The organism is Pseudonocardia sp. WMMC193 (genome assembly GCF_021728735.1).
Lineage (GTDB): Bacteria > Actinomycetota > Actinomycetes > Mycobacteriales > Pseudonocardiaceae > Pseudonocardia > Pseudonocardia oroxyli.
On record NZ_JAKKDO010000003.1, the window covers coordinates 2577342 to 2604205 of the forward strand.

Consider the following 26864-nt stretch of genomic DNA (forward strand, 5'->3'; position numbering starts at 1 on the left):
CGGTGTTCAGCGCGACCGTGCACGCGGCCGCCCGGGTGCCCGCCGTCCGCAGGCTCGTGACGGCCGCGGCCGGGCGTGGGCTGGTCGACCGGTTCGTGGCCGGGGAGAGCACCGACTCGGCGCTGGCCGCCGTGCGGACGTTGGCCGCGGACGGCCGCCTGGCCACCCTGGACCATCTCGGCGAGCACGTGACCGATCCCGCGCGCGTCGCCGCCACCGTGCGGGCCTACCTCGACCTGCTCGCCGGGGTCGGCGACCTGCCCGCCGAGGTGTCGGTGAAGCTCTCCGCGCTCGGCCCCCGCCCGTTCGACGCCGCCGCCGAGATCTGTGCCGCCGCCGACCGCGCAGGCACCACGGTCACCGTGGACATGGAGGACTCGTCCACGGTGGACGACACCCTCGCCGTCGTCGGCAGGCTGCGGGAGGAGTTCCCCTGGGTCGGGGCGGTGGTGCAGGCGGCGCTGCACCGCACCGAGGCGGACTGCCGCGCCCTCGCGGGATCCCGGGTGCGGCTGGTCAAGGGCGCCTACGCCGAGCCCGCCGCGATCGCCCACCAGCACCCGTCGGAGGTCCGCGCCGCGTACGCGCGCTGCCTCGACATCCTGATGGCCGGCTCGGGCCACCCCATGATCGGCACCCACGACCCGCGGCTGATCCAGCGGGCGCTGGGGTACGGACGCGCCGCGGACACCTTCGAGCTGCAGATGCTCTACGGCGTGCGGGTCGACGAGCAACGCCGCCTCGCCGCGGCCGGGCACCGGATGCGCGTCTACGTCCCCTACGGCGCCGACTGGTACGCCTACTTCGCCCGCCGGCTCGCCGAACGCCCCGCCAACCTGGGCTTCCTCCTCCGCTCGCTCGTGAAGGGATGATCATGGACGCCGTCACCGTCGTGCCTGAGCCCGCCAACGAACCGGTCCGGACCTACGCACCCGGCACCGCGGAGCGGGCCGCGCTGGTCGCCGCCGTCGCGGCCGTCCGCGCGGCGAGCCCCGAGCTGCCGCTCACGATCGGCGGGAAGCGCCGGATGGCCGCCGGGGAGCCCTTCGAGGTGCGCGAACCCCACCTGCACCGCTCCGTGATCGGGGTGTCCGCGAACGCCACGGACGCGGACGTCGCGGACGCCGTCGCCGCCGCCCGGGCGGCCGCCCCCGGCTGGGCCGCCCTCCCCTTCGACGAACGCGCCGCCGTGTTCCTGCGCGCCGCGGACCTGCTCGCCGGGCCCTGGCGCGACCGGATCAACGCCGCCACCATGCTCGGCCAGTCCAAGAGCGTCCAGCAGGCGGAGATCGACGCGGCCTGCGAGCTGATCGACTTCCTCCGGTTCAACGTCCACTACGCCCGCCGGATCCTCGCCGAACAGCCCCGCAGCGTCCCCGGCGAGTGGAACCGGATGGACTGGCGGCCCCTCGACGGGTTCGTCGTCGCGATCACCCCGTTCAACTTCACCGCCATCGCCGGGAACCTGCCCACCGCGCCCGCGCTGATGGGGAACACCGTCGTCTGGAAGCCCACCCCGACCCAGCAGCTCGCGGCGCAGTACACGATGGAGGTCCTCGAGGCCGCCGGGCTGCCGCCCGGGGTGGTCAACCTCGTCACCGGCGACGGGCTCGCCGTCTCCCGCGTCGCGCTCACCGACCCCGGCTTCGCCGGGCTGCACTTCACCGGCTCCACCGCCACCTTCAAGACGCTGTGGCGCACCGTCGCCGACAACCTCGACCGCTACCGCGCCTACCCGCGCATCGTCGGCGAGACGGGCGGCAAGGACTTCGTCGTCGTCCACCCCTCCGCCGACCCCGCCCCGCTGACCACCGCGCTGGTCCGCGGCGCGTTCGAGTACCAGGGCCAGAAGTGCTCGGCCGCCTCCCGCGCCTACGTGCCGCGGGCGCTCTGGCCCGCGCTGCGGGACTCCCTCGTCGCCGTCACCGAGTCACTGACCTACGGCGACGTGGCCGACCTCGCGAACTTCGGCGGCGCCGTCATCGACGAACGCGCCTTCCGCCGCCTCTCCCGCGTGCTCGAGAACCGGTCGGACGTGCTGGTCGGCGGGGGCACGTCGTCGGACGAGGGGTGGTTCGTCCAGCCGACCGTCCTCACCCCCGACGACCCCGCCGACGACGCGTTCACCACCGAGTACTTCGGCCCGATCCTCGCCGTGCACGTCTACGACTCCCCGTGGGAGGAGGTGCTCCGGCTCGTCGACCGCACCAGCCCCTACGCCCTCACCGGCGCGGTCTTCGCCACCGACCGCACCGCGATCGAGACCGCCCACCGCGAGCTCCGCCACGCCGCGGGCAACTTCTACGTCAACGACCGCCCCACCGGCTCCATCGTGGGCCGCCAACCCTTCGGCGGCAGCCGCGCCTCCGGCACCAACGACAAGGCGGGCTCGATCCTCAACCTCCAGCGCTGGACCAGCCCCCGAGCGATCAAGGAGACCCTCGTGCCGCCCCTGAACCACACCTACCCCCACCAGACCTGACGGCGGACGGCGCGCTCGCGCACACCTCAGGAGCGAGCGCGCCGCTCGCTCAGGCCAGGGACTTCGCGAACCCGGTGACGTCCCGCACGGCCTCGGCGTACACGTCCGGCATCGCCTCGCGGAAGAGCAGCTCGCCGACGTGGCACAGGCCCAGGTTGATCTTGCCGACCGACGGGACGCCCGCCGCCAGCAGCATGCGGTGGTAGGCCAGGCCCTCGTCGCGGAGCGGGTCGAGCTCGCTGGTCGAGATGATGTGCGGGGGCAGGCCGGTCAGGTCCGGGGTGCGGGCGCGCAGCGGCCAGCAGGTCGGGTCGTCGACGTGCGCGCCCTCGGGGTCGTAGACCGTGGCGAGCAGCGGGAACAGCGCCCGGTCCAGCCAGTACTTGTCGTTCTCCCACAGCGAGTGCAGCTCGGCGGGCGGCTTGTCCCAGGTGCCGAGGATGTACGGGCACTGCGCGTAGACGCCCGCGATCACCTCGCCCCAGCCCTCGCGGCGCGCCTTGATCGCCAGGGCGAGCGCCAGGTTCCCGCCGCCGGAGTCCCCGGTGACCGTGAGGTGCGTGCCGCCGAGCTCCGCGAGGTGGGCGTGCACCCACTGCAGACCCGCGGCGCAGTCCTCCAGACCCGCGGGGAAGGGGTGCGGGCCGCGCACCCCGCCGCCGTTGCGGTACTCCACCCCCACGACGACCGTGCCCGCCGCCGCGAGCTCGTCTCGCCAGTGCGTGTACAGCGGGCCCTCGGTCTGCAGCATGACCATGCCGCCGCCGTGCACCTGGTAGATCACCGGCAGCGGCCCGGTCCCGCCTTCGGGACGGTGGATGTGCAGGCCGATCTCGTGCCCGCCCGCGCCGGTGATCGTCCGGTGCTCGCGGGTCACGCCGTCGACCGGCGCCCAGTCCTGGCCGAGCGCGGTGAACAGGCCCTCGAAGCCCTCCTCGGCGGCGTCCACGAAGGCCAACAGCTCCTCGCGGCTCGCCTGCGCGGTCAGCGGTGCGGGCGCCGGGTGGTCCAGCGCACCCAACGCGCCGAACACCGCGACCATGCGCGGGTCGGCCCGGGGGTCGGTGCCGAGGGTGTGGGCGGGGTCGCCGAGCCGACCCGCGGGGACGTGCTGCGTTTCCGTCATGCGGCTTCTCCTCGTCGAGATGCGACAGCGCCTCGCCCTGTCGCGTCGATGCGACATTTCGAGACGATGTCGCATAGCATGACCCAGATCACAGTACGTCGTCAACGTCCACCGGGGGTGCGGATGCGGACATCGCTGCAGGACCGACTGGCCGGCGGGGGCAGGCCGGACCCGCTCACCGCCTTCCGGGTCGCCCGGCGGGCGTTCCAGGCGGGGCGGCGGGTCGACATGACCGCCCTCGCGGCCGAGCTCGGGGTGAACCGGGCGACGGTCTACCGCTGGGTCGGCTCCCGCGAGGAGCTGCTGACCGAGATCATCTGGTCGCTCGCGCAGCGCACGGTCGAGGCGTCGGCCGAGCGGGCCCGCGACCGGGCCGCGGCCGACCCCGACCATCCCTCGGAGCTGGCCGTCCGGCTGACCCTGTTCGTGGAGGACACCCTCGCCCACCCGGGCATGCGTCGGTTCCTCGCCGAGGAGGGCGAGTTCGCCATGCGGCTGCTCACCCTGTCCTCCAGCGCCTTCCAGCGGCGGTTCATCGCGCTCGTCGACACCCTCGCCGCCGCGGAGACCGCCGCGGGTGGGCTGGTCAGCCCGCTGCCCCCGGCGGACCTCGCGTTCACGGTGGTCCGGGTCGTGGAGTCCTTCGTCTACCTCAAGCTGATCACCGGCGAGGAGCCCGACGGCGCCCGGGCGGGCCGCGTCCTGCGCTCCCTGCTCCCCGGGCCCGCTGCTGCCCGGACCGGCCGGGCCGGCCGGGCCTGACGCGCGGGACGCCCAAGCACCGCTAAGCGACGCTTGGGCGTCCCAAGCGTCAGGGCCAGGCGGCAGGGCCGCGCGGCAGACCCGCGCGGCAGACCCGCGCGGCAGACCCCGCCCCCGACAAGACGACCCCAAGAGCACGCCAAGTCCCTGCGGCCACGGTGTCCCCATGACCACGCTGCCCGTCCCCACCACCCCGCTGGACGCGCTCGCCGCCGACCTGCGCGGGCCCCTGCACCGCCCCGGCGACCCCGGCTACGCCGCGCTCGCCGTGCCGTGGAACCTCGCCGCCTGGAACCCGGCCGCGGGCCCGGTCGCGGTCGTGGAGGCGCTCGACGAGACGGACGTCGCCACCGCGGTGCGCTGCGCCGCCGCGCACGGGCTGCAGGTCGCCGTCCAGCACACCGGCCACGGCGCGACGGCCGCGAGCCCGGGCACCCTGCTCGTCCACACCGGACGGATGACCGGACTGGTGGTCGACGGCGCCCGGGTCCGGGCAGGCGCGGGCGTGCGCTGGACCGACGTCCTCGCCGCCACCCCCGAACCCCTCGCCGGGCTCACCGGCTCCGCGCCCGCGGTCGGGGTGGTCGGGTACCTCACCGGCGGCGGTCACGGCCCCCTCGCCCGCACGTTCGGAGTGGCGTCCGACCTGGTCACGGCGTTCGAGGTGGTGACGGGGGACGGCCGGGTGCGCCGCGCCGCCGCCACCGAGAACCCGGCCCTGTACTGGGGTCTGCGCGGCGGGAAGGGCGCCCTCGGGATCGTGACGGCGGTGGAGTTCGACCTCGTCCGGCTGCCCGGTCTGCTCGCGGGCTGCCTCTGGTTCGACGGCGCGGACGCGGCCGCGGTCCTGCACACCTGGCGGGAGTGGTGCGCGGGCCTGCCCGAGGAGGCGACCACCTCGGTCGCGATCGTGCGCCTGCCACCCGGCGCCGGTCCGCTGGGCGGCCGGGTCGGCGTGGCGGTGCGCTACGCCTGGGTCGGCGCCCCCGCCGCGGGCCGGACCGTGCTGGACCGCGCCGGGTTCCCGGAGCCCGTGCTCGGCGGCGTCGGGCCGCTGCCGTACGCCGAGATCGGGTCGGTGCACGCCGACCCCGTCGACCCGATGCCGGTCGCCGAGGCGAGCACCCTGCTGCGCGCCCTGCCGGCCGCGGCGGTCGACGCGCTGCTCGCCGCGGCCGGGCCCGAGCAGATCGTGGTCGAGATCCGGCAGCTGGGCGGCGCGCTGTCACGTGCACCGGAGCCGAGCGCGGTCTGCCACCGGGACGCGGCGTACTGCGTGAGCGCCATCGGAGTCGCCCAGGGACCGGGCGACGATCCCGCGGGCTGCCGCTCCGTGATCGCCGCGCTCGCGCCCTGGTCGACCGGGGGCAGGCTGCCGAACTTCGCCGTGTCCGCCGACCCCGCCGAGGTCGCCCGCGCCTACGACCCGCCCACGCTCGCCCGGCTCTCGACCCTGGTCGCCACGTTCGACCCGCACGGGGTGATCGCGGCCGCGGCGCCGGTGCGGGCGGCCGTGCTGCAGGATCGGTGACGTGTCGTTGCGCTTCCGCCTCCTCGGTGCCCTGGAAGCGGTCCGGGACGGCGACGGACCTCCCGCGGACCTCGGCGGCCCCAAGCAGCGTGCCGTGCTGGCGGTCCTGGCGCTCGACGCGGGCCGCGTCGTGGCCACGGACGCGATCGTCGAGGCCGTCTGGGGCCCGGACCGGCCGCCGCGGGTGACCGCGGGCCTGCAGGCGTACGTGTCGAACCTGCGCCGGGCGCTGCGCGACGGGTCCGGCCCCGCGATCGTCCGACGCGCCCCCGGCTACCTGCTCGACGTCCCGGCCGAGTGCACCGACGTCGCCGCCTTCCGGGCCGGTGCGGACGCGGCCCGCGCCGCGGTCGCCGCCCACGACTGGGCCGGTGCGGTCGCGGCGGCGGACGCCGCGCTCGCCGTCTGGCGCGGTCCGCTGCTCCCCGAGCTGGCCGACGCCGAGTGGGTCCGGGTCGCCGCCGCGGAGCTCGACGAACGCCGCGCCGAGCTGGGCGAGGACCTGGTCACCGGCCTGCTGGGGGTCGGCGGGGTCGCCCGTGCCGTCGGGCTCGCGCGGGAGCTGCAGGCGAGCGACCCGCTGCGCGAACGCTCGTGTCGGCTGCACGTCACCGCGCTGTACCGCGCCGGTCGCACGGCCGACGCGCTCGAGGCCCTCCGCGCCCACGTCCGCGTGCTCGCCGACGAGCTCGGCCTCGAACCCTCACCCGCGCTGCGGGCGCTGCAGACCGCGGTGCTGAACCGGGACCCGGCAGTCGACGCGTGGCCCGGGGCGGCCCGCACCCCGGTCGCCGCGGCGGAGCCCGCGCGGTCGGAGCTGGTCGGACGGGTGCGCGAGCTCGAGGCGCTGCGGGCGGCGACCGGATGGCTGGTGCTGACCGGCCCCGCCGGCATCGGGAAGACCCGGCTCGCCGAGGAGGTCCTGCGCCCGCATCCGGACGCGGTCCGCGTGACCTGCCCGGACGACGACGGCGTCCCGCCCTGGTGGCCGATCCGCACGCTCGTCAAGGCGCTCGGCGGCGACCCGGCCCGGGTCCTCACCCCACCCGCGGGCGCCGAGGCGGACGACGCCCGCTACGCCGTCTACGAGCAGGTCGACGCCCTGGTCGGGGACGCGACGGTCGTCGTCGACGACGTCCAGTGGGCCGATCCCGCCAGCCTGGGGCTGCTGACCCACCTCGCCGCGGGCCCGGCGCGGCTCGTCCTCACCGTCCGCGACGGGCCCGGGGGGCGGGACGGCCGCGGCGGGGGTGATCTCGACCGCCTGCTCGCCGCCGCGGCCCGCCGCCCGGGCACCCGCACGCTCGCGCTGGGGCCGCTCGCCGAGACCGAGGTCGCCGAGCTGGCCGAACGGATCGGCGGCGAGCCGCTGGCCGCCGACGAGGTCCGCGCCCTCGCCGACCACACCGGCGGCAACCCGTTCTTCGTCGGCGAGTACGCCCGGCTGCCGCGCGCGGACCGGCTGGCGGGCGAGGTCCCGGGGGCGGTGCGGACCGTGCTCGGGCGCAGGCTCGGCGCCCTGGACGACGACGTCCTGCGCGTGCTGCGGGCCGCCGCCGTCACCGGCGACCCGCTCGATCTGGAGGTGATCGGCGCGATCACCCGGCTCGACCTCGACGAGGTCGTCGACCTGCTCGACGAGGCCGCCGACGCCCAGATCATCGTCGCCGCCGAGGGGCGGTACGGCTTCGCCCACGGCCTGCTGCGCGACGAGGTGCTGGCCGGCCTGTCGGACGTGCGGCGGCGCCGGGCCCACGCGTGCGCGGCCGGCTTCACCACGGGGTCGCGGCGCGCGGCCCACCTGGTCGCCGCGCTGCCGCTGGTCGACCCCGCCGAGGTCCTCGACGCGTGCCGCACCGCCGCCCGGGACGCCGACGCCCGCTGGGACGCCGACAGCGCCGCCCGCTGGTGGGGCGCCGCCCTCGACGTCTTCGACCAGACCGGGGGCGGGGACACCGAACGGGACGAGCTGCTGGTCGCCCGGCTCGGCGCGCTCGCCCGCGCGGGCCGCGGGCAGACCGTGCTCGACGTCGTCGACGCGGCCCTGCTCGCGGCCGTCCGGCACGGCCGGACCCGCTCCGCCGGGCTGCTCGCGGGGACGCTGCTGCGCACGGCGGGCGCGTGGCCCTGGCCCACCTACGGCCAGGACGCGGAGGATGGGCGGGCGGGGTCGGCGACCGGCCACGGGCGCCTGGTCTCCCGGCTCGCCGGCATCGAGCGGCTGGTGGCAGGGGACCCGCCCGCGCACGCGCGGGTGTTGGCGGCGCTGGCCGTCGGCAGCTGCTACGACCGGGACGAGTCCGTGCCGGACGTTCTGTCCGCCCGCGCGATCGAGGTCGCCGAGAAGTGCGGAGACGCCGAGGCGCTGTCCGACGCGCTGCTCGGCCGGGCCCTGGTCTACTCCGGGGTCGCCGGGCGGGCGGCCGAGTCGATCGCGCTGCTGGAGCGTCAGGATGCCCTGCGGGCGGGTCCGCCCGCGGACGACGCCGTGCGGCACAGCCTGCTGCTCATGGCGCGGATGACGTTGGGCGACACCGCGCGGGCCGAGGAACACGTGCGGCAGGGCATCGCGGCGAGCGACCTGCTGCGGCTGCCGGTCGACCGCGCCCAGCTGCGGTGGGCGGAGGGCATGCTCACCCAGTGGCGCGGCGACCTCGACGCGGCCGAGGCCCGCTTCGAGCACGCCTACGCGCTGCACCGGCGGACCGAGCTGTACCAGGCGGGCGTCTACTCGCTGGCGGTGCTGACCCTGCGGTGGGAGCAGGGCAGGCTCGCCGAGCTGGTCGGCCTCCCGGGCGTGACGACCGCGCCGCCGTCCGCCGCCGCCGCACCCGACGACCGGATCGTCCCGCTGCTGTGCGCGGCCGCGGCCGCGGGGCTGGGCCGGTCGGCGCTGGCCGCCCAGTGGGTCGCCGCCGAGCTCGCCCGGCCCGAGCCGACCGGGTGGATCACGCACGGGCGGTTCACGCTGCTCGCGCACCTGGTCGCCGACCTGCGCCTGCACCCGCACGTCGCCCGGGTCCTCGAGGTGTTGACGCCGCTGACGGGTCTGGTCGCCACGACCGGGCAGGTCGGCGTCGTCGGCCCGGTCGCCCTGGCCACCGCCCGCCTGCACCTGCTGCGCGGCGACGCGGACCGCGCTCGCGCGGACCTGGCCGTCGCGGCGGCGCTCGCCGAGCGGGCGGGCGGTGTCCCGTCGATCCTGCGGTGTCGCCTGCTGGCGCTGCAGCTGGACCCCGACCCCGCCGCGGCGCGGACCCTGGCGGCGGACGCCGAGGCGGCCGGCCTGCGCGGGGTGGCCCGGGAGGCGCAGACCCTGGCGGTTCCGTAGCTCAGTGATCCGTCGTGGCGGCCGTGAACTGGGCGTGGTAGAGCCGCGCGTAGGCCCCGTCGCGCGCGAGGAGCTGCTCGTGGGTGCCCTGCTCCACGATCGCGCCCGCCTCCATGACCAGGATCAGGTCGGCGTCCCGGATGGTGGACAGGCGGTGGGCGATGACGAAGCTGGTGCGGTCGGTGCGCAGCGCGGCCATCGCGCGCTGCACCAGCACCTCGGTGCGGGTGTCCACCGAGGACGTGGCCTCGTCGAGGATCAGCAGGGACGGGTCGGCGAGGAAGGCGCGGGCGATCGTGATCAGCTGCTTCTCCCCCGCGCTGACGCCGGTGCCCTCCTCGTCGATCACCGTGTCGTACCCCAGCGGCAGGGACCGGACGAACCGGTCCACGTACGTCGCGCGCGCCGCCGCCAGGATCTCCTCCTCCGACGCCCCGGGCCGCCCGTAGGCGATGTTGTCCCGGATGGTGCCGTGGAAGAGCCAGGTGTCCTGCAGGACCATGCCGATCCCGCTGCGCAGGTCGGCCCGGGTCATCGCGGCGATGTCGACGCCGTCGAGCGTGATCCGGCCCCCGTCGAGCTCGTAGAAGCGCAGCACGAGGTTGACCAGGGTGGTCTTGCCCGCGCCGGTCGGGCCGACGATCGCGACCGTCTGCCCGGGCTCCGCGACCAGCGACAGGTCGGTGATCAGCGGCGTGTCCTCCTGGTACCGGAAGGACACGTGCTCGAACTCCACCCGCCCCCGGCGGGTGGACCGCACGGCCGGGACGGCGGGGTCCGGGGTCTCCTCCTCGGCGTCGAGCAGCTCGAACACCCGCTCCGCGGACGCGACGCCGGACTGCAGCAGGTTCGCCATCGACGCCGCCTGCGTGAGCGGCTGGGTGAACTGCCGGGAGTACTGGATGAAGGCCTGCACATCGCCGAGGCTCATCGCGCCCGAGGACACCCGCAGCCCGCCGATGACGGCCACCAGCACGTAGTTGACGTTCCCGATGAACATCATCGACGGCATGATGGTCCCGGACATGAACTGGGCGCGGAAGCTCGCCTGGTACAGCGCCTCGTTCTGCACCTCGAACTGCGCCTCGACCTCGCGGCGCCGCCCGAACACGCGGACGAGCTCGTGCCCGGTGAAGGCCTCCTCGATGTGCCCGTTGAGGATCCCGGTGGTGCGCCACTGCGCCACGAACTGCTTCTGCGAGCGCTTCGCGATCACCCGGGTCAGCCACAGCGACACCGGGATCGTGACCAGCGCGACCAGCGAGAGCAGCGGCGAGATCACGAACATCATGACCAGCACGCCGACGATCGTCAGCAGCGAGGTGAGCAGCTGCGACATCGTCTGCTGCAGCGTCTGCTGCACGTTGTCGATGTCGTTGGTGACCCGGCTGAGCACCTCGCCGCGCCTGCGGGTGTCGAAGTACCGCAGCGGGAGCCGGTTGATCGTGTCCTCCACCTCGCGCCGCAGGTGGAACACGGTGCGCTGCACGATGCCGTTGAGCAGGTAGCCCTGGGCGTAGGAGAACGCCGAGGAGCCGAGGTAGATCAGGATCACGCCGAGCAGCACGAACCCCAGCGCCCGGAAGTCGATGCCCTGGCCGGGCACCACGCCCTGGGACTCGATGAGCGTGGCGATCGTGTCGTTCCCCGCCGCGCGGGCCTGCGCGGCGGCCTGGGCCGCCGTGATGCCCGCGGGCAGCTGCGCGCCGATGATCCCGGCGAAGATCAGGTCGGTGGCGTGGCCGAGGATCTTGGGCCCGATCACGTTGAGCGCCACCGAGATCACCCCGAGCGCGAGCACCGCGAGCACACCGAGCCGCTCCGGGGCCAGCCGCCGGACCAGGCGCTTCGCCGAGGGTGTGAACGTCTCCGCCTTCTCGACCGGCTGTCCGGCCCCCATCCACGGCGGTCCCCCGCCGCGGCGCTGGGCGGCGGCCCCGCGCGCGGCGGAGACGGTGTCCGCGTCCTGGGTGGGGCCGGTCCGCTTCTCCGTGGTGCTCACGCGACCTCCTCCACGCTCAGCTGGGACTCGACGATCTCGACGTAGGTGGGGCACGACCGGAGCAGCGCGTCGTGCGTGCCCGACCCGACGACCGCGCCGTCCTCCAGCACGACGATCCGGTCCGCGGTGCGGATCGTGGACACCCGCTGGGCCACGATGACGACGGTGGCGTGCGCGGTGACCGGCGCCAGGGCCGCCCGCAGCCGGGCGTCCGTGGTGAGGTCGAGCGCGGAGAAGGAGTCGTCGAACAGGTAGATCTCGGGGCGCTTGACCAGCGCGCGGGCGATCGCGAGGCGCTGGCGCTGCCCGCCGGAGACGGTGGTGCCGCCCTGGGAGATCGGCGCGTCGAGCCCGTCGGGCATGGCGCGCACGAAGTCCGCGGCCTGCGCGACCTCCAGGGCCGCCCAGAGCTCCTCGTCGGTGGCCGCGGGGTCCCCGTAGCGCAGGTTCGAGGCGACGGTCCCGGAGAACAGGTACGGCTTCTGCGGCACCAGCCCGATCCGCGACCAGAGCTCCTCCGGGTCGTAGGAGCGCACGTCCACGCCGTCGACCAGGACGGCGCCGCCGGTGACGTCGAACATCCGCGGGACCAGCGAGAGCAGCGTGGTCTTGCCCGCACCCGTGGAGCCGATGACCGCGGTCGTCTCGCCGGGGCGGGCGGTGAAGGTGACGTCCCGCAGCACGGGGGCGGCGGCGCCGGGGTAGGCGAAGGTCGCGGCGGCGAACTCCAGCTCCCCGACGGCGGGCGGCGCGGGGACCGGGGACGCGGGCGGCGAGACGGAGGACTCGGTGTCGAGCACCTCGGTGATCCGCTCCGCGCAGACCGCGGCGCGCGGGATCATCATCGCCATGAACGTGGCCATCATGACGGCCATCAGGATCTGCAGCAGGTAGGCGAGGAAGGCGGTCAGCGCCCCGATCTGCATCTCCCCCGCCTCGATGCGCATGGCGCCGAACCACAGCACCGCGACGCTCGAGACGTTCAGGATCAGCATGACGATCGGGAAGATCAGCGCCTGCAGCCTGCCCGCGGCCGTCGCGACCTCGGTGACGGCGGCGTTCGCGGCGCCGAAGCGGGCCGTCTCCTCCGGCTCGCGGACGAACGCCCGCACCACCCGGATGCCGGTGATCTGCTCGCGCAGCACGCGGTTGACGGCGTCGATCCGCTCCTGCATGAGCCGGAACTTGGGCACCATCCGCACCACGACCAGGCCGATGCTCACCGCCAGCACCGGCACGGACACCGCGACCAGCCAGGACAGCCCGGCGTCCTCCTGCAGCGCCATGATCACGCCGCCCACGCACATGATCGGCGCGGCGACCATCATGGTCGCGCTCATCTGCACGAGCATCTGGACCTGCTGCACGTCGTTGGTGCCGCGGGTGATCAGCGAGGGCGCGCCGAACCGGTTCACCTCGCGGACCGCGAACCCGCCGACCCGGTGGAACAGCGCGCCCCGCAGGTCCCGGCCGAAGCCCATCGCCGTGCGCGAGCCGACGTAGACCGCGGCGACCGAGCAGACGATCTGCACGAGCGTGACCACGAGCATCCAGCCGCCGGTGGACAGGATGTAGCCGGTGTCCCCGGTGGCGATGCCGCGGTCGATGATGTCCGCGTTGAGGCTGGGCAGATACAGCGCGGCCATCGTCCCGACCAGCTGCAACGCGACGATCGCGAGCAACGGACGCGTGTAGGGCCGCAGGTGGGTGCGGAGCAGACGCAGCAGCACGCGGGCCCCCTGGCGCGAGGTGGTGGGACAGAAGACGATAGTCGTCGTGGCGACGGGGAACGGTAACGGGACCGCCGCCGCGGGCGCGCGGCCTTTTCGGGCCGCGCCACCGCTCAGACGGGCACGCGCCAGCTCAGCCGCGTGCCGCCGTCCCGCAGCGGGCGCACGTCCAGCGACCCGCCGAGTTCCCGGGCCCGGGCGGCGAGGTTGCGCAGCCCGCTGCGCGCCACCCCCTCGGTGATCCCGCGGCCGTCGTCGACCACCTCCAGCAGCAGCTCCGCGGGCCCGACGTCCAGGGTGACGGTGACCGCGGCGGCCCGTCCGTGCCGCACGGCGTTGGTCACCCCCTCGCGCGCGACGGCCGCGACGTGCGCGGCCAGCTCGGGCGGCACCATCGTGTCCACCGGCCCGGCCGTGCGCACCGAGGTGCGGACCCCCTCCCCGGCCTCGGTGACGGCGTCGAGCAGGGTGCGGCGCACGCCGTCCCCGCCCGCGGTGTGCAGGTCGAAGATCGAGGTCCGGATGTCGCGGACCGTGCGGTCCAGGTCCGCCACGGCCTGCTCGATCCGGGCGCGCACCTCCGTGCCCGCGTCCAGCTTGAGCGTGCTCTGCAGCCGCAGCCCGGTGGCGAACAGCCGCTGGATGACGTGGTCGTGCAGGTCGCGGGCGATGCGGTCGCGGTCGGACAGCACGTCGAGCCTGCGTTGCGCGCGGTTGCGCTCGCCCAGCTCCAGGGCCAGCGCGGCCTGCTGGGCGAAGGAGTCCAGCAGCGGGATCTCGTCGGGTCGGAAGGCGGCGTCGCCGGGCCTGCGGAAGCCGACGAGCACACCCAGCACCCGTTCCGCGGCCCGCAGCGGGACCGCGACGGTGGGGCCCTCGGCGAGCACCGGGTTGCGGCTCTCCGCCACCTCCAGCAGCAGCGCCTCGTCGAGCCCGGTGCCGGTCGGGGCGCCGCTGCGGGCGGCGACGGTGAACCCGCCGTCCTCGCCGGGCAGCGCCACGACCGCCGCGACCGACCGGGTCAGCTCCTGGCTGCGCAGCGCGACGAGCGCGAGGACGTCCGGCTCGTCGGCGTCGGCGAGCACCGCGGACCGGATCTCCCCCAGCGCCTCCAGCCAGTGCTGGCGCAGCCGGGTCTGTTCGAAGAGGTCCGCGTTCTGCACCGCGATGCCGGCCGCGGCCGCGAGGGCCGCCAGCATCACCTCGTCGTCCGCCGTGAACTCGCCGCCGCCGCGCTTCTCGGTCAGGTAGAGGTTGCCGTACACCGCGTCCCGCACCCGGACCGGCACGCCCAGGAAGCTGTGCATCCGAGGGTGCCCCGGCGGCACCCCCACCGACGACGGGTGCGACTCGAGATCGGCGAGGCGCAGCGGCTGGGGCGCCACGATCAGCTGCCCGATCAGGCCCTTCCCCTCGGGCGGGTGGCCGAGCAGCCCCGCCCGCGCGTGCGGGTCCAGCCCGACGTCGATGAAGCGGTCCAGCGACCCGTCCGGCGCGAGCACGCCGAGGCCGCCGAACCGGGCGTCGACGAGGTCGACGGCGGCCTGCACGATCCGCTCCAGCGTGGTCTCCAGCTCCAGGCCCGACGCCACGGCCAGCACCGCGTCGAGCAGGCCCTGGACGCGGTCGCGGGCGAGCCGGATCTCACCGAGCCGCTCCTGGACCTCGCCGAGGAGCTGGTCGAGGCGCAGCCCGGACAGCATCGCGCCCGGTCCCTCGTCCTGTGCCACGCGCGCCACGGTCGCACGGCGGGACCTCGGCGACAAGCAGTCCCGACCGCGGCGGGCCCGCTCGCCCCGGGCGGTCGGATCGGGCACGATCGATGGCCGTGACCACCGTGGACCTCACCGCCCGGGCCGCCGCGACCGGCGGCTCCCCCACCCTCGGCGGCTACCTCGCCATCCCCGACGCCATCCCCGGCGCCGTCCCCGACGGGGCGGGGCCGTGGCCCGGGCTCGTCCTGGTGCACGAAGCCTTCGGGCTCGACGACGAGATGCGGGCCCACGCGGACCGGCTGGCGGGCAGGGGGTTCCTCACCCTCGCCCCGGACCTGTTCAGCGCGGGTGGGGCGCGGCGCTGCCTCGTCGGCACGTTCCGGGCGCTGTTCTCCGGCCGGGGCCGGGCGTTCGCGGACATCGAGGCCGCCCGGACCGAGCTGGTCTCCCGGGCGGACTGCACCGGGCGGGTCGGGGTGATCGGGTTCTGCATGGGCGGCGGGTTCGCCCTGCTGACCGCGACGCGCGGGTTCGACGCGTCCTCGGTCAACTACGGCATGCTCCCCCGCGAGCTCGACGCCGCGGTGGCGGGCGCGTGCCCGATCGTCGGCAGCTACGGCGCCGCGGACCTCAGCCTGCGCGGGGCCGCGGGAACCCTGGAAGCCGCCCTGACCAGGGCTGACGTTCCGCACGACGTCGTCGAGTACCCCAGGGCGGGCCACTCGTTCCTCAACGGGTCGGACAACGCCCCGGCCCTGATGCGCCCGTTCCTGCGGGTCACGGGCACCGGCCCCGAACCGGAGTCCGCCGCCCACGCCTGGGAGCGCATCGAGCGCTTCTTCCGGACCCACCTCACCTGACGCGCGCGGGCCCTCGCGGATCAGGCGGCGGTGAAGCTGCCCTTGGACAGGCCCATCCAGAAGCCGTCGATGGTGAAGTCCCGCTTCGCCTCCGGGTCGCTGCTCGCGCCGAGGGTCACGAAGAGCGGGGTGAAGTGCTCGACGGTCGGGTGCGCGTAGGGCATGCCCGGCGCCTTGGCGCGGTAGGCGGCCAGCTCGTCGACGTCCCCGCGCTTCAGCGCCTCGCGCGCCCACGCGTCGAACTGCACCGACCAGCCCGGCGCGGCGGCCTGCCCGGTCATGTTCTCGCGGGTGAGGAACGGCAGGCCGTGCGTGGTGAAACCCGAGCCGATCACCAGCACCCCCTCCTCCCGCAGGCGGCGCAGCTTCGCGCCCAGCTCCAGCAGCGACGCGGGGTCCCCGGTGGGCAGGCTGAGCTGGATCACCGGGATGTCCGCCTCGGGGTACATCACCTTGAGCGGCACCCAGGCGCCGTGGTCCAGGCCGCGGCCGGTCTCGTGGATGTGCTCGCCGCTCAGCGTCTTCAGCACCCGGCCCGCGAGGTCGTGGGCCTCGGGGGTGTCGTAGCGCATCCGGTAGTACATCGGGTCGAAGCCGCCGAAGTCGTAGACCGGGGTGACGGCGGCCTGCGCGGAGGAGATCGCCAGCGGCGCCTCCTCCCAGTGCGCCGAGACGATCAGCACCGCCTTGGGCCGCGGCATCGAGCGCGCCCAGGTGAACAGCTGCTCCATCCAGTCCGGGGTCTCGAACAGCGGCGGGGCGCCGTGGCTCAGGAACAGGGCCGGGAGCGCGCCGTCGGCGGGGGTCCAGACGGCGTGCTCACCGGCCTGCGCGACCCGGGCCAGATGGGTGTCGAAGGGGTGGGTCATGCCGGCATCTCCTCGCTTGAGCGTTCAACTTCCCTTCGATCGTACAACGTTCAACCGTCATGCCGCCAGGGCCGCGTACCGACCGTCCCGCGCGACGAGATCGTCGTGCGTCCCCCGCTCGACGACGCGGCCGTGGTCGATCACCGCGATCTGGTCGGCGTCGCGGACCGTGGAGAGCCGGTGCGCGATGGTGATCACCGTACGACCCTCGGCCAGCTCGGCGAAGGCGCGCTGCACGGCCCGCTCGGTCTCGGTGTCCAGCGCGCTCGTCGCCTCGTCGAGGACCAGGACCTTCGGGTCCCGCAGCAGCGTCCGCGCGATCGCGAGCCGCTGCTTCTCCCCGCCGGAGAAGCGGTGCCCGCGCGAGCCGACGACGGTGTCGTAGCCCTCGGGCAGCCCGGCGATCAGGTCGTGGACCTGGGCCGCCCGGGCCGCGGCCTCGATCTCGGCGTCCGTGGCGGACGGCTTGGCGTAGCGCAGGTTCTCCCGGACGGTGGTGTGCAGCAGGTAGGTCTCCTGGCTCACCACCCCGACGATCCCGGCCAGGTCGGCCAGGCGCAGGTCGCGCACGTCGACGCCGTCGATCGTGAGCCTGCCCGCGTCGGGGTCCTGCAGGCGCGAGATCAGCGAGGCCAGCGTCGACTTGCCCGAGCCGGTCTCCCCGACCAGGGCCAGCGAGGTGCCCGCGGGGACGTCGAGCGTGACCCCGGCGACGGCCGCCGTGTCGCTGCCCGGGTAGGTGAAGGTGACGTCCTCGAAGCGGACGTGCCCCGTCGGCGCGGCCAGCACCACCGGCGACGCGGGGTCGTCGATCTCCACGGTCAGGTCCAGGTACTCGAAGATCCGGGCGAACAGGGCCAGCGAGCTGACCAGCGAGACGCCGACGTTGAGCAGCCCGGTGATCGGGCGGAACAGGGTGCCCTGCAGGGCGGTGAAGGCGACGAGCGTGCCGATCGTCATCGCGCCGGGGAAGAAGCCCGCGGACAGGTAGATGACAGCCGGGATGGCCGCGAAGATCACGGTCGTGGCGGCCATCCGCCAGCGGCCCGCGAGCTGGCTGCGCAGCTCCAGGTCCACCAGCCGCTCCGAGCTCTCGGTGAACCGCGCCGCGACGGCGGGGCCCGCGCCCAGGGTCTTGGAGAGCTGGATCCCGGAGATCGACAGCCCCTCCTCGACGGTGACGTTGAGGTCGGCGAGCTCGCGCTGCTGCCGTGCGGTGATCGCGCGGCGCATCCGGGCCACCCGGCGGGACAGCCAGATCGACGGCGGCAGGACCACCAGCGAGATCAGGGTCAGCCGCCAGGACAGGGCGAGCATGGCGACGAGGGTCGCGACGACCGTCGTCAGGTTGGAGGCGATGGACGTGGCCGTGGAGGTGACCACGGACTGCATCCCGCCGATGTCGTTGGTGATGCGGGACTGCACCTCGCCGGTGCGGGTCCGGGTGAAGAAGCCGAGCGACTGGCGCTGCAGGTGCGCGAACACGCTGCTGCGCAGCCCGTGCATGACCTCCTGCCCGACGCGGGTGGAGATCCAGGTCTGGGCGACGCCGAGCGCGGCGGTCACGGCGGCCACCCCGATCATGCCCGCGACCAGCCAGGCGAGCAGGCGCAGGTCCTGCCGGGGCAGGGCGACGTCGATCGTGGCGCGCAGGAGGAAGGGCGAGGCCATCGCGACCAGCGACGACGCCGCGATGATCGCGGTGACGACGGCGATGGGGCCGCGGTGCGGGGCGAAGAGCGCGCCGATGCGGCGGAGCGAGACCCGTTTGGCCTCCTCGCGCTCGGCGGCGGTGACGGTGGGACGGCCGGGGCGTCCGGAACGTTCTCGTGGGGTGTCCAAGTGCGCGTCCTCTTTCGGTCGATTTACTGAGGTAACCTCATCATGAGGCTACAACATCGACCCCGCGTAGGATGTTCCCGTGGACGCCGACGCACTCGCCGACGCCTTCTGGGGGGTCGCGCGGCAGCTGCGCAGCCGCAACAAGGAGGCCCTGGCCCCCTGGGAGCTCACCCCGTCGCAGTTCCGCGCGGCGGCCGTCGTCGCGCGGCACGGGCCGATCCGGCTGTCCGCGCTGGCCGAGCACCTGCGGATCGCGCCGCGCAGCGCCACCGAGGTGGTCGACGACCTGGAGTCCCGCGGGCTCGTCGAGCGCAGCCCCGACCCCGGGGACCGGCGGGCCACGCTCGTCACCCTCACCGAGCGGGGGCGCACCCTGGTCGGGGAGATCCAGGCGGCCCGGCACGCGCGGTCCGCGGACGTGTTCGCGACACTGGACGCACACGACCGGGCGGAGCTCGGCAGGTTGTTGCGGAAGGTAGCCGGTGAATAGGTTCACGACCACGACGGAGTCCGAGGCGGTCGTCGCGGCCGAACGCGCCGCGATCTGGGCCGTGCTGACGGACCCGGAGATGCTCCCCCGGCTCACCCCGCTGCTCACCAGCATCGAGACCGACGGCGACCTGTGGCGGTGGTCGATGGTGCGGCTGAAGGTGCTCGGCGTGGGGATCGCGCCGACCTTCACCGAGCGGATGACCTTCACCGACGGCGCGCGGATCGACTACACCCACGAGCCCCCGGCGGGCGGGCACGAGTACACCGGCGCCGAGGGCTGGTACGTGTTGCAGGACGCCCCGGGCGGCACCCACCTGGCGATCAAGCTGACCCTGCACGTGGAGCTGCCGCTGAGCCGGCTGGCGAGCCCGGGGGTCACCGCGCTGATGAACGTGACCCTGCAGCGCACGGGCGACCGCTTCGTCCAGAACCTGTTGCGCCACCTGGACACCCACCAGGTGCGCTGACGCGCCCGTGCGCGGTGAGTGGTGCCGGAGCACCACTCACCGCGCACGAGCGGCGGGGCCGCAGGTCAGGGGATGACGAGCGTGTTCTCCTGGCCGTCGAGGTCGGAGACGGCCATCTGCAGGCCGGTCTCGCGGGGGCGGACGCCCTCGGCGTGCCAGCGGCCCAGGAGCAGCTGCACGCGCTCGGCCATCTGCGTGCGCAGCAGGCGGAAGGAGTCCTCGGCGGTGGTGACGTCGTTGTGCTCCATGCCGACCCAGCCCAGCAGCAGCCACCACGCCCAGGCCGCCGCGCCGGCGTTGGCCACGAAGTCCGGGACCACCGGGATGCCGCGGGCGGCCAGCATGGCCTCCGCCTCCGGGGTGGTGGCCGCGTTGGCCGCCTCGACGACGACCTTCGCGGCCACGTCGAAGCTGTTGTCCGGGGTGATCGCGTAGGAGATCGCGGCGGGGACGAACACGTCCGCCTCGATCCCGACGACGGCGGCACGCGGCAGCTGCACCACGCCGGCGGGCAGCCGGGTGCGGTCGATCTCGCCGTAGGCGTCCCGCAGGTCGAGCAGGGCGGGGACGTCCAGGCCCGCGGGGTCGTGCAGGGTGCCCGCGGCGTCCGCGACGGCGACGACCTTCATCCCGGCCTCGTGCAGGTACCAGGCGGCGGCCCCGCCCATCGTGCCGACGCCCTGGATCGAGACCGTGGTCCGCTCGTTCTCCCACCGAGAGGAGCGCGCGACGCCCAGGCAGGCGTGCGCCACGCCGTAGCCGCCGATGACGTCGCCGAGCAGCCCACCCGGGACCTGCGCGTTCAGCCCCTTCCGGACCCGCTCCATCGTCTGCACCGGGTCGGCCGAGCGGCGGATCGCGGAGTAGTAGGACTGGCCCATGCCGAGCGAGGCGAACACCTCGTCGACCCGGTGCTGCGGCACGCCGAGGTCCTCGGCGGTGACCCAGTGCGCCTCGATCCACGGCCGCATGGCGGCCATGAAGCGCTGCAGCACGCCGAAGGCGCGCGGGTCCTTCGGGTCGAAGTCGATGCCGCCCTTGGCCCCGCCGACCGGCAGGTCGAAGGCGGCGGTCTTGGCCGCCATGCCGCGGGCCAGGTCCTCGACCTCGCCCAGCGTGCAGCCCGGGCGCATCCGGGTGCCGCCGGTCGCGATGCCGGAGCGCAGCGTGTGCACGACGAGGTAGCCGCGGGCGTCGGTGACCCGGTCGGTCCAGGTCAGCCGCAACATCGGGTCCTGGGACACGGCGGGGGTCGACGCGGCGGTGGTCGGCACGGCGCCGAGCGGCTCCTGCATCGTGGTCACGGGCAGTCCTCCTGACGGATCAGATCGGGGGCATGGCGAGACAGGCCCTGGCCAGGGCCTGGTTCGGTGCGGGGACCGGCGGCGGGGTCGGCCGGTACCACCACTGTGCGGCAGGCGGGCCGTGCTCGTCCATCAACGAAACGTTCACGGTCGCGTTCACCCCGACTGCACGCCTACGGTGGCCGGGTGGAGCTCTCCCTCACCCGCCTGCGGATGCTCCGTGAGCTGTACCGGCGCGGGACGGTCACCGCGGCCGCCGCGTCGCTGCACTACACCGCGTCCGCGGTCTCCCAGCAGCTCGCGCAGCTCGAGCGCGAAGTCGGCGGCCCGCTGTTCGAACGGCTCGGCCGCCGCGTGCGGTTCACCGAGCTCGGCCTGGTGCTCACCGAGCACGCCGAGGAGATCCTGGGGTCGGTGGAGCGCGCCGAGCTCGCCCTGGAGGAGGCGCGCGACGAGCGGTCGGTGCGGCTGACGGCCGGTGTGTGGGCCTCGGTCACGGCGGGCCTGCTACCCGCGGCGCTGGCCCGGCTCGCGCAGGACCATCCGGGGATCACGGTCAGCACCCGGGAGCTGGCGCCCGAGGAGACCGCGGGGGCGGTCCGCGACGGCGCCCTCGACTTCTCGTTCGTGATCGACTACTCCGGGCACCCGATGTCCTGGGACCCGTCGCTGACCAGGGAGGTCGTCGCCGTCGAGCGGCTGTACGCGGCGCTGCCCGCGGCGGAGCCGCACGGCCCGACGGTGGAGCTGGGCGAGCTGGCCGACCGCCCCTGGATCCTGGCCGGGCCGCGCTCGCACTTCGGCCGCGCCGCGCGCAACGCCTGCAGGCGGGCCGGGTTCGAGCCGCGGACCATCCACCAGGCCGAGGAGCAGTTCACGGCCCTGGCCCTGGTCGCGGGGGGACACGGCGTCACGCTGGTGTCCGACCTGGGGCTGGCGAACCGGCCCGCGGGCGTCGCGACCTACCCGCTCGCCGAGCCCGTCCTGCGCACCGTGTCGATCGCCTACCGCACCCGCGCGGTCCGCAAGCTCGCGATGCAGCACGTGGTCGACGCCGTCCGGCGGACCGCCGAGGCGCACGGCCTGGGCGAACCCGTCGAGGCCGCCCGCCTCCCCCTCCCCTGAGCCGTGCGTGGCGGCCGGGGGTCGGCAGCCGCCGGAGGCGGCGGGGTGGGCGAGCGGAGTCACCCTGGCGACGATCGCCACTCACGAGGTCAGAGCGTCCTGCGCAGCGCGGGCGCCATGCGGAACGGGATGGACTCGACCATCGCGATCGCCGTGCTGGAGCGCGCGACGCCGTGGCAGCGCAGCAGCTCCAGGGTGATCCGGTGCAGGTCCGGGGTGTCCCGGGCGATCACCCGGACCAGCAGGTCGCCGTCGCCGGTGATCGCGTGGGCCTCGCAGACCTCGGGCACCTCGGCGATGTCGGCGAGGGTGCGCTCGGCGTCCGCCTGGTCGATGGCGAGGGTCAGGAAGGCGAGGACCGGATAGCCCGCGGCCGCGTGCCGGGCGCGCACGCTGACGGGCGCCAGTACACCGTCGGCCTCCATGCGGCGGATCCGGGACTGGACGGTGTTGCGGGCGAGGGTCAGCCGCTCGGCCAGCGCGACGACGGTGGCCTGCGGGTCGTCGTCCAGTGCGAGGAGGATGCGGGCGTCCGTCCGGTCGAGCACGGTGAGCGGTTCCTTCGCAGTCGTCGGGTGGATGTTGAGCATTCTGCGTCGTTCAGAGTCGCTCACTTGAACACGACGCGCAACGAGCGTCTCCTGGACCGCATGGAGACCGTCGCGCAGTACCTCGCCCGGAAGCTGCACGCGCTCGGCGCCCGACACCTGTTCGGGGTCCCGGGTGACTTCAGCCTGTCCCTGCTCGACTCGGTCCTGGAGGCCGGGCTCCTGGAGTGGGTCGGCTCGCCTAACGAGCTGAACGCGGGCTACGCGGCGGACGCCTACGCCCGCACTCGCGGCATCGGCGCCCTGGTGACGACCTTCGGCGTCGGCGAGCTGTCCGCGCTCAACGCCGTCGCGGGCGCCTACGCCGAGAACGTGCCGCTCGTGCAGATCACCGGCGCCCCGGCGACCACCCGGGACGGGATGCTCCTGCACCACACCCTGGGCGACGGGGACTTCGCCCACTTCGCCCGCGCCTACGCCGAGGTGACGGCCGCCGGCGCGATCCTGACCCACGACGACCCCTGCGCCAGGATCGACGAGGTCCTGCAGGCCGCGATCGACGAACAACGCCCCGTCTACCTCGTCGTCCCGGCCGACGTCGCCCTCACCGAAGCGCAGTGTGGAGCCACGACTGTCGTTTCGGGCGCCGAGAACGACAGTTGTGGCTCCACACTGCGGTTCTCGGCGGCCGTGCGCGCGCTGCTGGGGTCGGCGCAGAGTGCGGCCGTCATCGCGGGGCACCTCGTGGAGCGGACCCGCAGCCAGGGCGTGTTCGGTGCGTTGGTCTCCGCGCTCGACTCCCCCGTCGTCACGCTCAGCTCGGGGCGGGGCGCGATCGACGCCACGCACCCCCGGTTCGCGGGGGTCTACATCGGCGGGATCGGGGCGAAGCGGGCACAGCTCGCCGTCGAGACCGCGGACGTCCTGATCGAGGTCGGCACCCTCATGGCGGACGCCGTGACCGGAATGTTCAGCCACCGCGACGACCCCGCCCACACGATCCACCTCGGCGTCCGGACCGCCCGGGTGGCGGGCCGCGAGTACGCGGTGCCGTTCGCGGAGGCGCTGCGGATCCTCACCGAGCTCGCCGCCCCGCTCCCCCGCGAGCTGCCGGACGTCCCCGCCGCGGGCCCCGTCGTCGGCGAGACCCTCGACCAGGACACCCTGTGGGCGACGCTCGAACGGCTGCTGCCCGCGGGCTCGCGCCTGGTCACCGACATCGGGACCACGTTCTGGGGCGCCGCGGGGATCACCCTGCCCGCGGGTGTCGACGTCGTCGCCCAGCCCGTGTGGTCCTCCATCGGCTACGCGCTGCCCGCGACCCTGGGCTGCGCGCTGGCCGCCCCGGAGCGCCGCCCGGTGCTCGTGATCGGCGACGGCGCCGCGCAGATGACCGTCCAGGAGCTGGGGACCCTGGCGCGGCACGCGAACCCGGTGATCGTGGTCGTGGACAACTCCGGGTACACGATCGAACGGGCGCTGCAGAGCCCGCAGGCGGTGTACAACGACGTCGCCGCCTGGGACTGGACCGCCCTCGCCCGGGCCTTCGCGCCGGGGGTCGACCTGCGCACGGCGACCCCGAGCACCCCCGACGAGCTGGCCGCGGAGCTGTCCGCCGCCCTGGCCGACGACCGCATGGCCGTCCTGCACGTGCGGCTCGACGCCCTCGACGTCCCCGCGGGCCTGCGCGCCCTCGCCGACCGCCACCGCCGCTGATCAGGCCCCGCCGCTCACGGTCAGGCGAGGGGGATGTCGACGCCGTACTCGGACTCGGGGCGGGTGCCGAAGATCCGGCGGTCCGCCTCGGTGATCGCCAGGTCGTTGATGCTGGCCTCGCGGCGCACCATCAGGCCCTCGGCGTCGAACTCCCAGTTCTCGTTGCCGTAGCTGCGCCACCACCGACCGCTCGCGTCGTGCGACTCGTACTGGAAGCGGACGGCGATCCGGTTGTCGGCGAAGGTCCACAGCGACTTGCGCAGAGCGTAGTCGAGCTCGCGCTCCCACTTGTCGGCCAGGAACGCGACGATCTCGGCGCGGCCCGTGACGAACCGGTCGCGGTTGCGCCACACGGAGTCCTCGCTGTAGGCCAGGGACACCCGCTCCGGGTCGCGCGAGTTCCACGCGTCCTCGGCGGCCTGGACCTTCTTCCGCGCCGACTCCAGGGTGAACGGCGGGAACGGCGGGCGACTCACGCCTGCTCCATCTGGTCGCTACTCATGGTCCGAGAGCATCGAGCGGATCCATTGCCGATGTGTTGCCGCCGGAACGCCGCTGTGTGTCGGACCCGCGCTAATCACCCATTCAGCAGGCGTTCCGCCTCCGCGCGCTCGCATTCGCGCACCGCGCCGGGCAGCGCGTCCCGCACGGACCAGCGGGAGGTCAGCGCGAGGTCGATGCGCCGCCGCACCTCGTCCTCGAGGTCGACGTCGCAGGCGAACAGCACGCGCAGCCGCATCCGGTCCCCGCAGCGGCCCGCCTCGGTGTGCAGGACGGCGACGGGCCGGACCTCCAGGTCGATCGCGGCCCCGGGGTCGGTCTCGTCGCTGCCGGGAGCCAGGTCCAGCTCGGCGGTGTGGGCGAAGGCGCTGCGCATGCGACCAGCATGCCAGATCGTGTGGTGCGCGTCACATCTGGTGCACTTCGGGGGTGCGCACCCTGACGGTCCTGCTGGTCGCCGCCCAGGTGGTGGTGCTCGCCTGCCGGCCGGACGCCCACACGCTCCTGATCGACCTGCAGGTCTACGTGGCGGGCGGCGCGCACGTCCTGGCGGGCGCCCCGCTCTACGACGGCGGCGTCCTCCTCGACCTCCCGTTCGTCTACCCGCCGATCGCCGCGGTCCTGTTCGCGCCGCTGACGGTCGTGCCGCTCCCGGTGCTGAAGATCGCCTGGACGGCGCTGCAGATCGTCCTGCTCGTCCTGGTGATCCGCCGCTGCGGCGCCCCGGCCCCGCTCACCGCGCCCCTCACCGCACCCCTCACCGCACCCCTCGTCGCGCTGCTCACCGCGGCCGCCCTGTGGCTCGATCCGGTCCGCACCACCCTGTACCTCGGCCAGATCAACATCGTGCTGCTCGCGCTGGTGTTCCTCGACCTCACCGGGCGCCGCCGCGGGTTCGCGCTGGGACTCGCCGCCGCGGTCAAGCTCACGCCCCTGCTCTTCGTGGCGTACCTGCTGGTCAAGCGGGACCACCGGGCCGCCGCCACGGCCGCGGGCACCTTCGCGGCGCTGACCGGGCTCGGGTTCCTGCTCGCCCCCGCGGCGAGCGTGCAGTACTGGCTGCGCGGCACCGTGTTCGCCGCCGACCGCATCTCCGCGGTCGACGGGCCGAGCAACCACGCGCTGGTCGGCACCCTCGGACGACTGGGGGTGCCGTGGCCGCTCGCGGGAGCCGCCCTGCTCGCCGTGGCGACGCTGCTCGTCGCCCCCAGGCTCGACGACCTCGCCGGACTCACCGTCGTCGGGCTCGGCGCGGCGGCGGCCGCCCCGTTCGCCTGGTCGCACCACTACGTCTGGTGCGTGCCGCTGCTCGTGCTGCTCGTGGTGCGCCGCCGGTGGGTCGCGGTCGCGGCGACGCTCGTCGTCACCGCCGCGGTGATCACGAAGCTGCCGAGCCCCACGGTGGGACCCATCCCGGCCACCGGGCTGATCTCGCTGTGGCCGGACGCCTACGTGGCAGGCTTCCTCCTGCTGCTGCTCACCGCGACCCGGGTGCTGCGCCCCGAGTCCCGGGCCCCGCGGGAGCGACCGGCCCGGTATGACTGACCGCATGCGCACCGCCGTCGTGACCGGAGCCGGATCGGGCCTGGGCCGGGTCGTCGCCCGCGCCCTCCTCGCGGACGGGTGGGCGGTGGCGCTCGCCGGCCGCCGCCCCGAGGCCCTGACCGAGACCGCGACCGGGGAGAACGTCCTCGCGGTCCCCACGGACGTCGGCGACGAGGCGGCCGTCGCCGCCCTGTTCGCCGCCGTCCGCGAGCGGTGGGGGCGGCTGGACCTGCTGGTCAACAACGCCGGCGGGTTCGGCCCGAGCGGCACACCGGACGAGATCGACGTCTCCGCCTGGCGGGCCACCGTCGACACCAACCTGACCGGCGCGTTCCTGTGCGCACGCGAGGCCTTCGCCCTCATGCGCACGCACGGCGGCGGGCGGATCATCAACAACGGCTCGGTCTCCGCGCACGCGCCGCGGCCGGGCAGCATCGCCTACACCGCGACCAAGCACGCGATCACGGGCCTGACGAAGTCGCTGTCGTTGGACGGCCGGGCCTTCGGCATCGCCTGCGGACAGATCGACATCGGCAACGCCGCCACGGACATGACGGCGGGCATCGCGACGGGCGCGCGGCAGGCCGACGGGTCGGTGCGCCCGGAACCCACGTTCGACGCCGTCCACGTCGCCGACGCCGTCCGGTACATGGCGGACCTGCCGCTCGACGCGAACGTCCAGTTCCTGACGATCACCGCGACCGCCATGCCGTTCCTCGGCCGGGGGTAGCGTGATGCGCATCCGACCACCTCAGGAGGCACCGATGAAGACGCGCCTGAACTGCCCGTGCGGCGAACAGATCCAGGGCACCGACGAGGACGACCTCGTCACGAAGACCCAGGCCCACCTGAAGGAGAACCACCCCGGCCACGAGTACAGCCGCGACGAGATCCTGTTCATCGCCTACTGAGCTCG

At 74.6% G+C, this 26864-nt stretch carries 24 protein-coding genes; 13 read left to right on the plus strand and 11 right to left on the minus strand.

Features of this window, described 5'->3' with window-relative positions; genetic code table 11:
* Window positions 1–2: 2 nt before the first annotated feature.
* Window positions 3–872 carry a proline dehydrogenase family protein gene (locus L3X23_RS13590; RefSeq protein ID WP_237198017.1) on the plus strand — a complete coding sequence of 290 codons (870 nt, stop codon included), beginning with the start codon at window positions 3–5 and terminating at the stop codon, window positions 870–872.
* 2 nt (window positions 873–874) lie between these two features.
* Window positions 875–2482, plus strand: a complete 1608-nt coding sequence (gene pruA / locus L3X23_RS13595; protein WP_237192564.1) for an L-glutamate gamma-semialdehyde dehydrogenase — start codon at window positions 875–877, stop codon at window positions 2480–2482.
* 49 nt (window positions 2483–2531) lie between these two features.
* Here the strand turns inward: pruA and L3X23_RS13600 are convergent, their stop codons facing one another.
* Window positions 2532–3608 (minus strand): alpha/beta hydrolase fold domain-containing protein, encoded by a 1077-nt coding sequence (locus tag L3X23_RS13600; RefSeq protein ID WP_237192565.1) that lies wholly within the window; start codon window positions 3606–3608, stop codon window positions 2532–2534.
* 123 nt (window positions 3609–3731) lie between these two features.
* Between L3X23_RS13600 and L3X23_RS13605 the strand changes: the two genes are divergently transcribed.
* The 3 genes from L3X23_RS13605 (at window position 3732) to L3X23_RS13615 (ending at window position 9232) form a co-directional block, all read left to right on the plus strand.
* A complete protein-coding gene (locus L3X23_RS13605) occupies window positions 3732–4370 on the plus strand; it encodes a QsdR family transcriptional regulator (RefSeq protein ID WP_237192566.1) in 639 nt (212 codons plus the stop codon).
* A gap of 166 nt (window positions 4371–4536) precedes the next feature.
* Entirely contained in the window at window positions 4537–5901 is a 1365-nt protein-coding gene (locus L3X23_RS13610; RefSeq protein ID WP_237192567.1) for an FAD-binding oxidoreductase, read from the plus strand.
* A gap of 1 nt (window position 5902) precedes the next feature.
* Window positions 5903–9232 (plus strand): BTAD domain-containing putative transcriptional regulator, encoded by a 3330-nt coding sequence (locus tag L3X23_RS13615; RefSeq protein ID WP_237192568.1) that lies wholly within the window; start codon window positions 5903–5905, stop codon window positions 9230–9232.
* Between the two features lies 1 nt (window position 9233).
* On the opposite strand, the gene L3X23_RS13620 is transcribed toward L3X23_RS13615, so the two are convergent.
* From L3X23_RS13620 to L3X23_RS13630, 3 genes are all read right to left on the minus strand, one after another.
* The gene (locus L3X23_RS13620; RefSeq protein ID WP_374204840.1) at window positions 9234–11234 is read right to left on the minus strand and encodes an ABC transporter ATP-binding protein; all 2001 of its coding nucleotides are present in this window, start codon (window positions 11232–11234) and stop codon (window positions 9234–9236) included.
* On the minus strand, window positions 11231–12964 hold the full coding sequence (locus tag L3X23_RS13625; RefSeq protein ID WP_237192569.1) for an ABC transporter ATP-binding protein: 1734 nt from the start codon (window positions 12962–12964) through the stop codon (window positions 11231–11233). Before L3X23_RS13625 ends, L3X23_RS13620 begins: the two co-directional genes overlap by 4 nt.
* Window positions 12965–13077: 113 nt before the next feature.
* Complete coding sequence (locus L3X23_RS13630) at window positions 13078–14694, minus strand: GAF domain-containing protein (protein WP_308116897.1); 1617 nt, start codon at window positions 14692–14694, stop codon at window positions 13078–13080.
* Window positions 14695–14786: 92 nt separating this feature from the next.
* On the opposite strand from L3X23_RS13630, the gene L3X23_RS13635 reads away from it, so the two are divergent.
* Complete coding sequence (locus tag L3X23_RS13635) at window positions 14787–15539, plus strand: dienelactone hydrolase family protein (RefSeq protein WP_237192570.1); 753 nt, start codon at window positions 14787–14789, stop codon at window positions 15537–15539.
* Window positions 15540–15559: 20 nt separating this feature from the next.
* On the opposite strand, the gene L3X23_RS13640 is transcribed toward L3X23_RS13635, so the two are convergent.
* Together L3X23_RS13640 and L3X23_RS13645 are read right to left on the minus strand one after the other, a co-directional pair.
* On the minus strand, window positions 15560–16408 hold the full coding sequence (locus L3X23_RS13640) for a class III extradiol ring-cleavage dioxygenase (protein ID WP_237192571.1): 849 nt from the start codon (window positions 16406–16408) through the stop codon (window positions 15560–15562).
* Between the two features lie 57 nt (window positions 16409–16465).
* Window positions 16466–18250: an ABC transporter ATP-binding protein gene (locus L3X23_RS13645; protein ID WP_255733946.1), complete on the minus strand. Its 1785-nt coding sequence runs from the start codon at window positions 18248–18250 to the stop codon at window positions 16466–16468.
* 79 nt (window positions 18251–18329) lie between these two features.
* On the opposite strand from L3X23_RS13645, the gene L3X23_RS13650 reads away from it, so the two are divergent.
* Both L3X23_RS13650 and L3X23_RS13655 read left to right on the plus strand, forming a co-directional pair.
* Window positions 18330–18740: a MarR family winged helix-turn-helix transcriptional regulator gene (locus tag L3X23_RS13650; RefSeq protein ID WP_237192572.1), complete on the plus strand. Its 411-nt coding sequence runs from the start codon at window positions 18330–18332 to the stop codon at window positions 18738–18740.
* Window positions 18733–19209 carry an SRPBCC family protein gene (locus tag L3X23_RS13655; protein ID WP_237192573.1) on the plus strand — a complete coding sequence of 159 codons (477 nt, stop codon included), beginning with the start codon at window positions 18733–18735 and terminating at the stop codon, window positions 19207–19209. Before L3X23_RS13650 ends, L3X23_RS13655 begins: the two co-directional genes overlap by 8 nt.
* Window positions 19210–19274: 65 nt before the next feature.
* Here L3X23_RS13655 and L3X23_RS13660 read toward each other — a convergent pair whose 3' ends face one another.
* Window positions 19275–20504, minus strand: a complete 1230-nt coding sequence (locus L3X23_RS13660) for a Glu/Leu/Phe/Val dehydrogenase dimerization domain-containing protein (RefSeq protein ID WP_237198021.1) — start codon at window positions 20502–20504, stop codon at window positions 19275–19277.
* Between the two features lie 28 nt (window positions 20505–20532).
* Window positions 20533–20661, minus strand: coding sequence for a hypothetical protein (locus L3X23_RS35330; RefSeq protein WP_255733947.1), 129 nt, complete (start codon window positions 20659–20661; stop codon window positions 20533–20535).
* Between the two features lie 38 nt (window positions 20662–20699).
* On the opposite strand from L3X23_RS35330, the gene L3X23_RS13665 reads away from it, so the two are divergent.
* Window positions 20700–21638, plus strand: coding sequence for a LysR family transcriptional regulator (locus L3X23_RS13665; RefSeq protein WP_237192574.1), 939 nt, complete (start codon window positions 20700–20702; stop codon window positions 21636–21638).
* A gap of 89 nt (window positions 21639–21727) precedes the next feature.
* Here the strand turns inward: L3X23_RS13665 and L3X23_RS13670 are convergent, their stop codons facing one another.
* Entirely contained in the window at window positions 21728–22228 is a 501-nt protein-coding gene (locus tag L3X23_RS13670) for an Lrp/AsnC family transcriptional regulator (protein WP_237192575.1), read from the minus strand.
* Window positions 22229–22252: 24 nt separating this feature from the next.
* Here L3X23_RS13670 and L3X23_RS13675 point away from each other — a divergent pair, with 24 nt between their 5' ends.
* Complete coding sequence (locus tag L3X23_RS13675) at window positions 22253–23902, plus strand: alpha-keto acid decarboxylase family protein (RefSeq protein ID WP_237192576.1); 1650 nt, start codon at window positions 22253–22255, stop codon at window positions 23900–23902.
* A 20-nt stretch (window positions 23903–23922) separates the two neighbouring features.
* Here the strand turns inward: L3X23_RS13675 and L3X23_RS13680 are convergent, their stop codons facing one another.
* Both L3X23_RS13680 and L3X23_RS13685 read right to left on the minus strand, forming a co-directional pair.
* Complete coding sequence (locus L3X23_RS13680) at window positions 23923–24378, minus strand: nuclear transport factor 2 family protein (protein WP_237192577.1); 456 nt, start codon at window positions 24376–24378, stop codon at window positions 23923–23925.
* 101 nt (window positions 24379–24479) lie between these two features.
* Window positions 24480–24779, minus strand: coding sequence for a hypothetical protein (locus L3X23_RS13685; protein ID WP_237192578.1), 300 nt, complete (start codon window positions 24777–24779; stop codon window positions 24480–24482).
* 53 nt (window positions 24780–24832) lie between these two features.
* Between L3X23_RS13685 and L3X23_RS13690 the strand changes: the two genes are divergently transcribed.
* Genes L3X23_RS13690 through L3X23_RS13700 form a run of 3 tightly spaced genes read left to right on the plus strand, consistent with a single transcriptional unit; the run spans window position 24833 to window position 26859 of the window.
* Window positions 24833–25948 (plus strand): glycosyltransferase 87 family protein, encoded by a 1116-nt coding sequence (locus L3X23_RS13690; protein WP_237192579.1) that lies wholly within the window; start codon window positions 24833–24835, stop codon window positions 25946–25948.
* A 4-nt stretch (window positions 25949–25952) separates the two neighbouring features.
* Entirely contained in the window at window positions 25953–26678 is a 726-nt protein-coding gene (locus L3X23_RS13695) for an SDR family oxidoreductase (RefSeq protein ID WP_237192580.1), read from the plus strand.
* Window positions 26679–26712: 34 nt separating this feature from the next.
* The gene (locus L3X23_RS13700) at window positions 26713–26859 is read left to right on the plus strand and encodes a DUF1059 domain-containing protein (protein ID WP_093078695.1); all 147 of its coding nucleotides are present in this window, start codon (window positions 26713–26715) and stop codon (window positions 26857–26859) included.
* The last annotated feature ends 5 nt before the right edge of the window (window positions 26860–26864 follow it).

Coding starts and splice junctions, on each gene's coding strand:
- pruA (WP_237192564.1), top strand. CDS start 875: ATGGACGCCGTCACCGTCGTGCCTGAGCCCGCCAACGAACCGGTCCGG.
- L3X23_RS13600 (WP_237192565.1), bottom strand. CDS start 3,608: ATGACGGAAACGCAGCACGTCCCCGCGGGTCGGCTCGGCGACCCCGCC.
- L3X23_RS13605 (WP_237192566.1), top strand. CDS start 3,732: ATGCGGACATCGCTGCAGGACCGACTGGCCGGCGGGGGCAGGCCGGAC.
- L3X23_RS13610 (WP_237192567.1), top strand. CDS start 4,537: ATGACCACGCTGCCCGTCCCCACCACCCCGCTGGACGCGCTCGCCGCC.
- L3X23_RS13635 (WP_237192570.1), top strand. CDS start 14,787: ATGGCCGTGACCACCGTGGACCTCACCGCCCGGGCCGCCGCGACCGGC.
- L3X23_RS13640 (WP_237192571.1), bottom strand. CDS start 16,408: ATGACCCACCCCTTCGACACCCATCTGGCCCGGGTCGCGCAGGCCGGT.
- L3X23_RS13660 (WP_237198021.1), bottom strand. CDS start 20,504: ATGCAGGAGCCGCTCGGCGCCGTGCCGACCACCGCCGCGTCGACCCCC.
- L3X23_RS13670 (WP_237192575.1), bottom strand. CDS start 22,228: ATGCTCAACATCCACCCGACGACTGCGAAGGAACCGCTCACCGTGCTC.
- L3X23_RS13685 (WP_237192578.1), bottom strand. CDS start 24,779: ATGCGCAGCGCCTTCGCCCACACCGCCGAGCTGGACCTGGCTCCCGGC.
- L3X23_RS13695 (WP_237192580.1), top strand. CDS start 25,953: ATGCGCACCGCCGTCGTGACCGGAGCCGGATCGGGCCTGGGCCGGGTC.
- L3X23_RS13700 (WP_093078695.1), top strand. CDS start 26,713: ATGAAGACGCGCCTGAACTGCCCGTGCGGCGAACAGATCCAGGGCACC.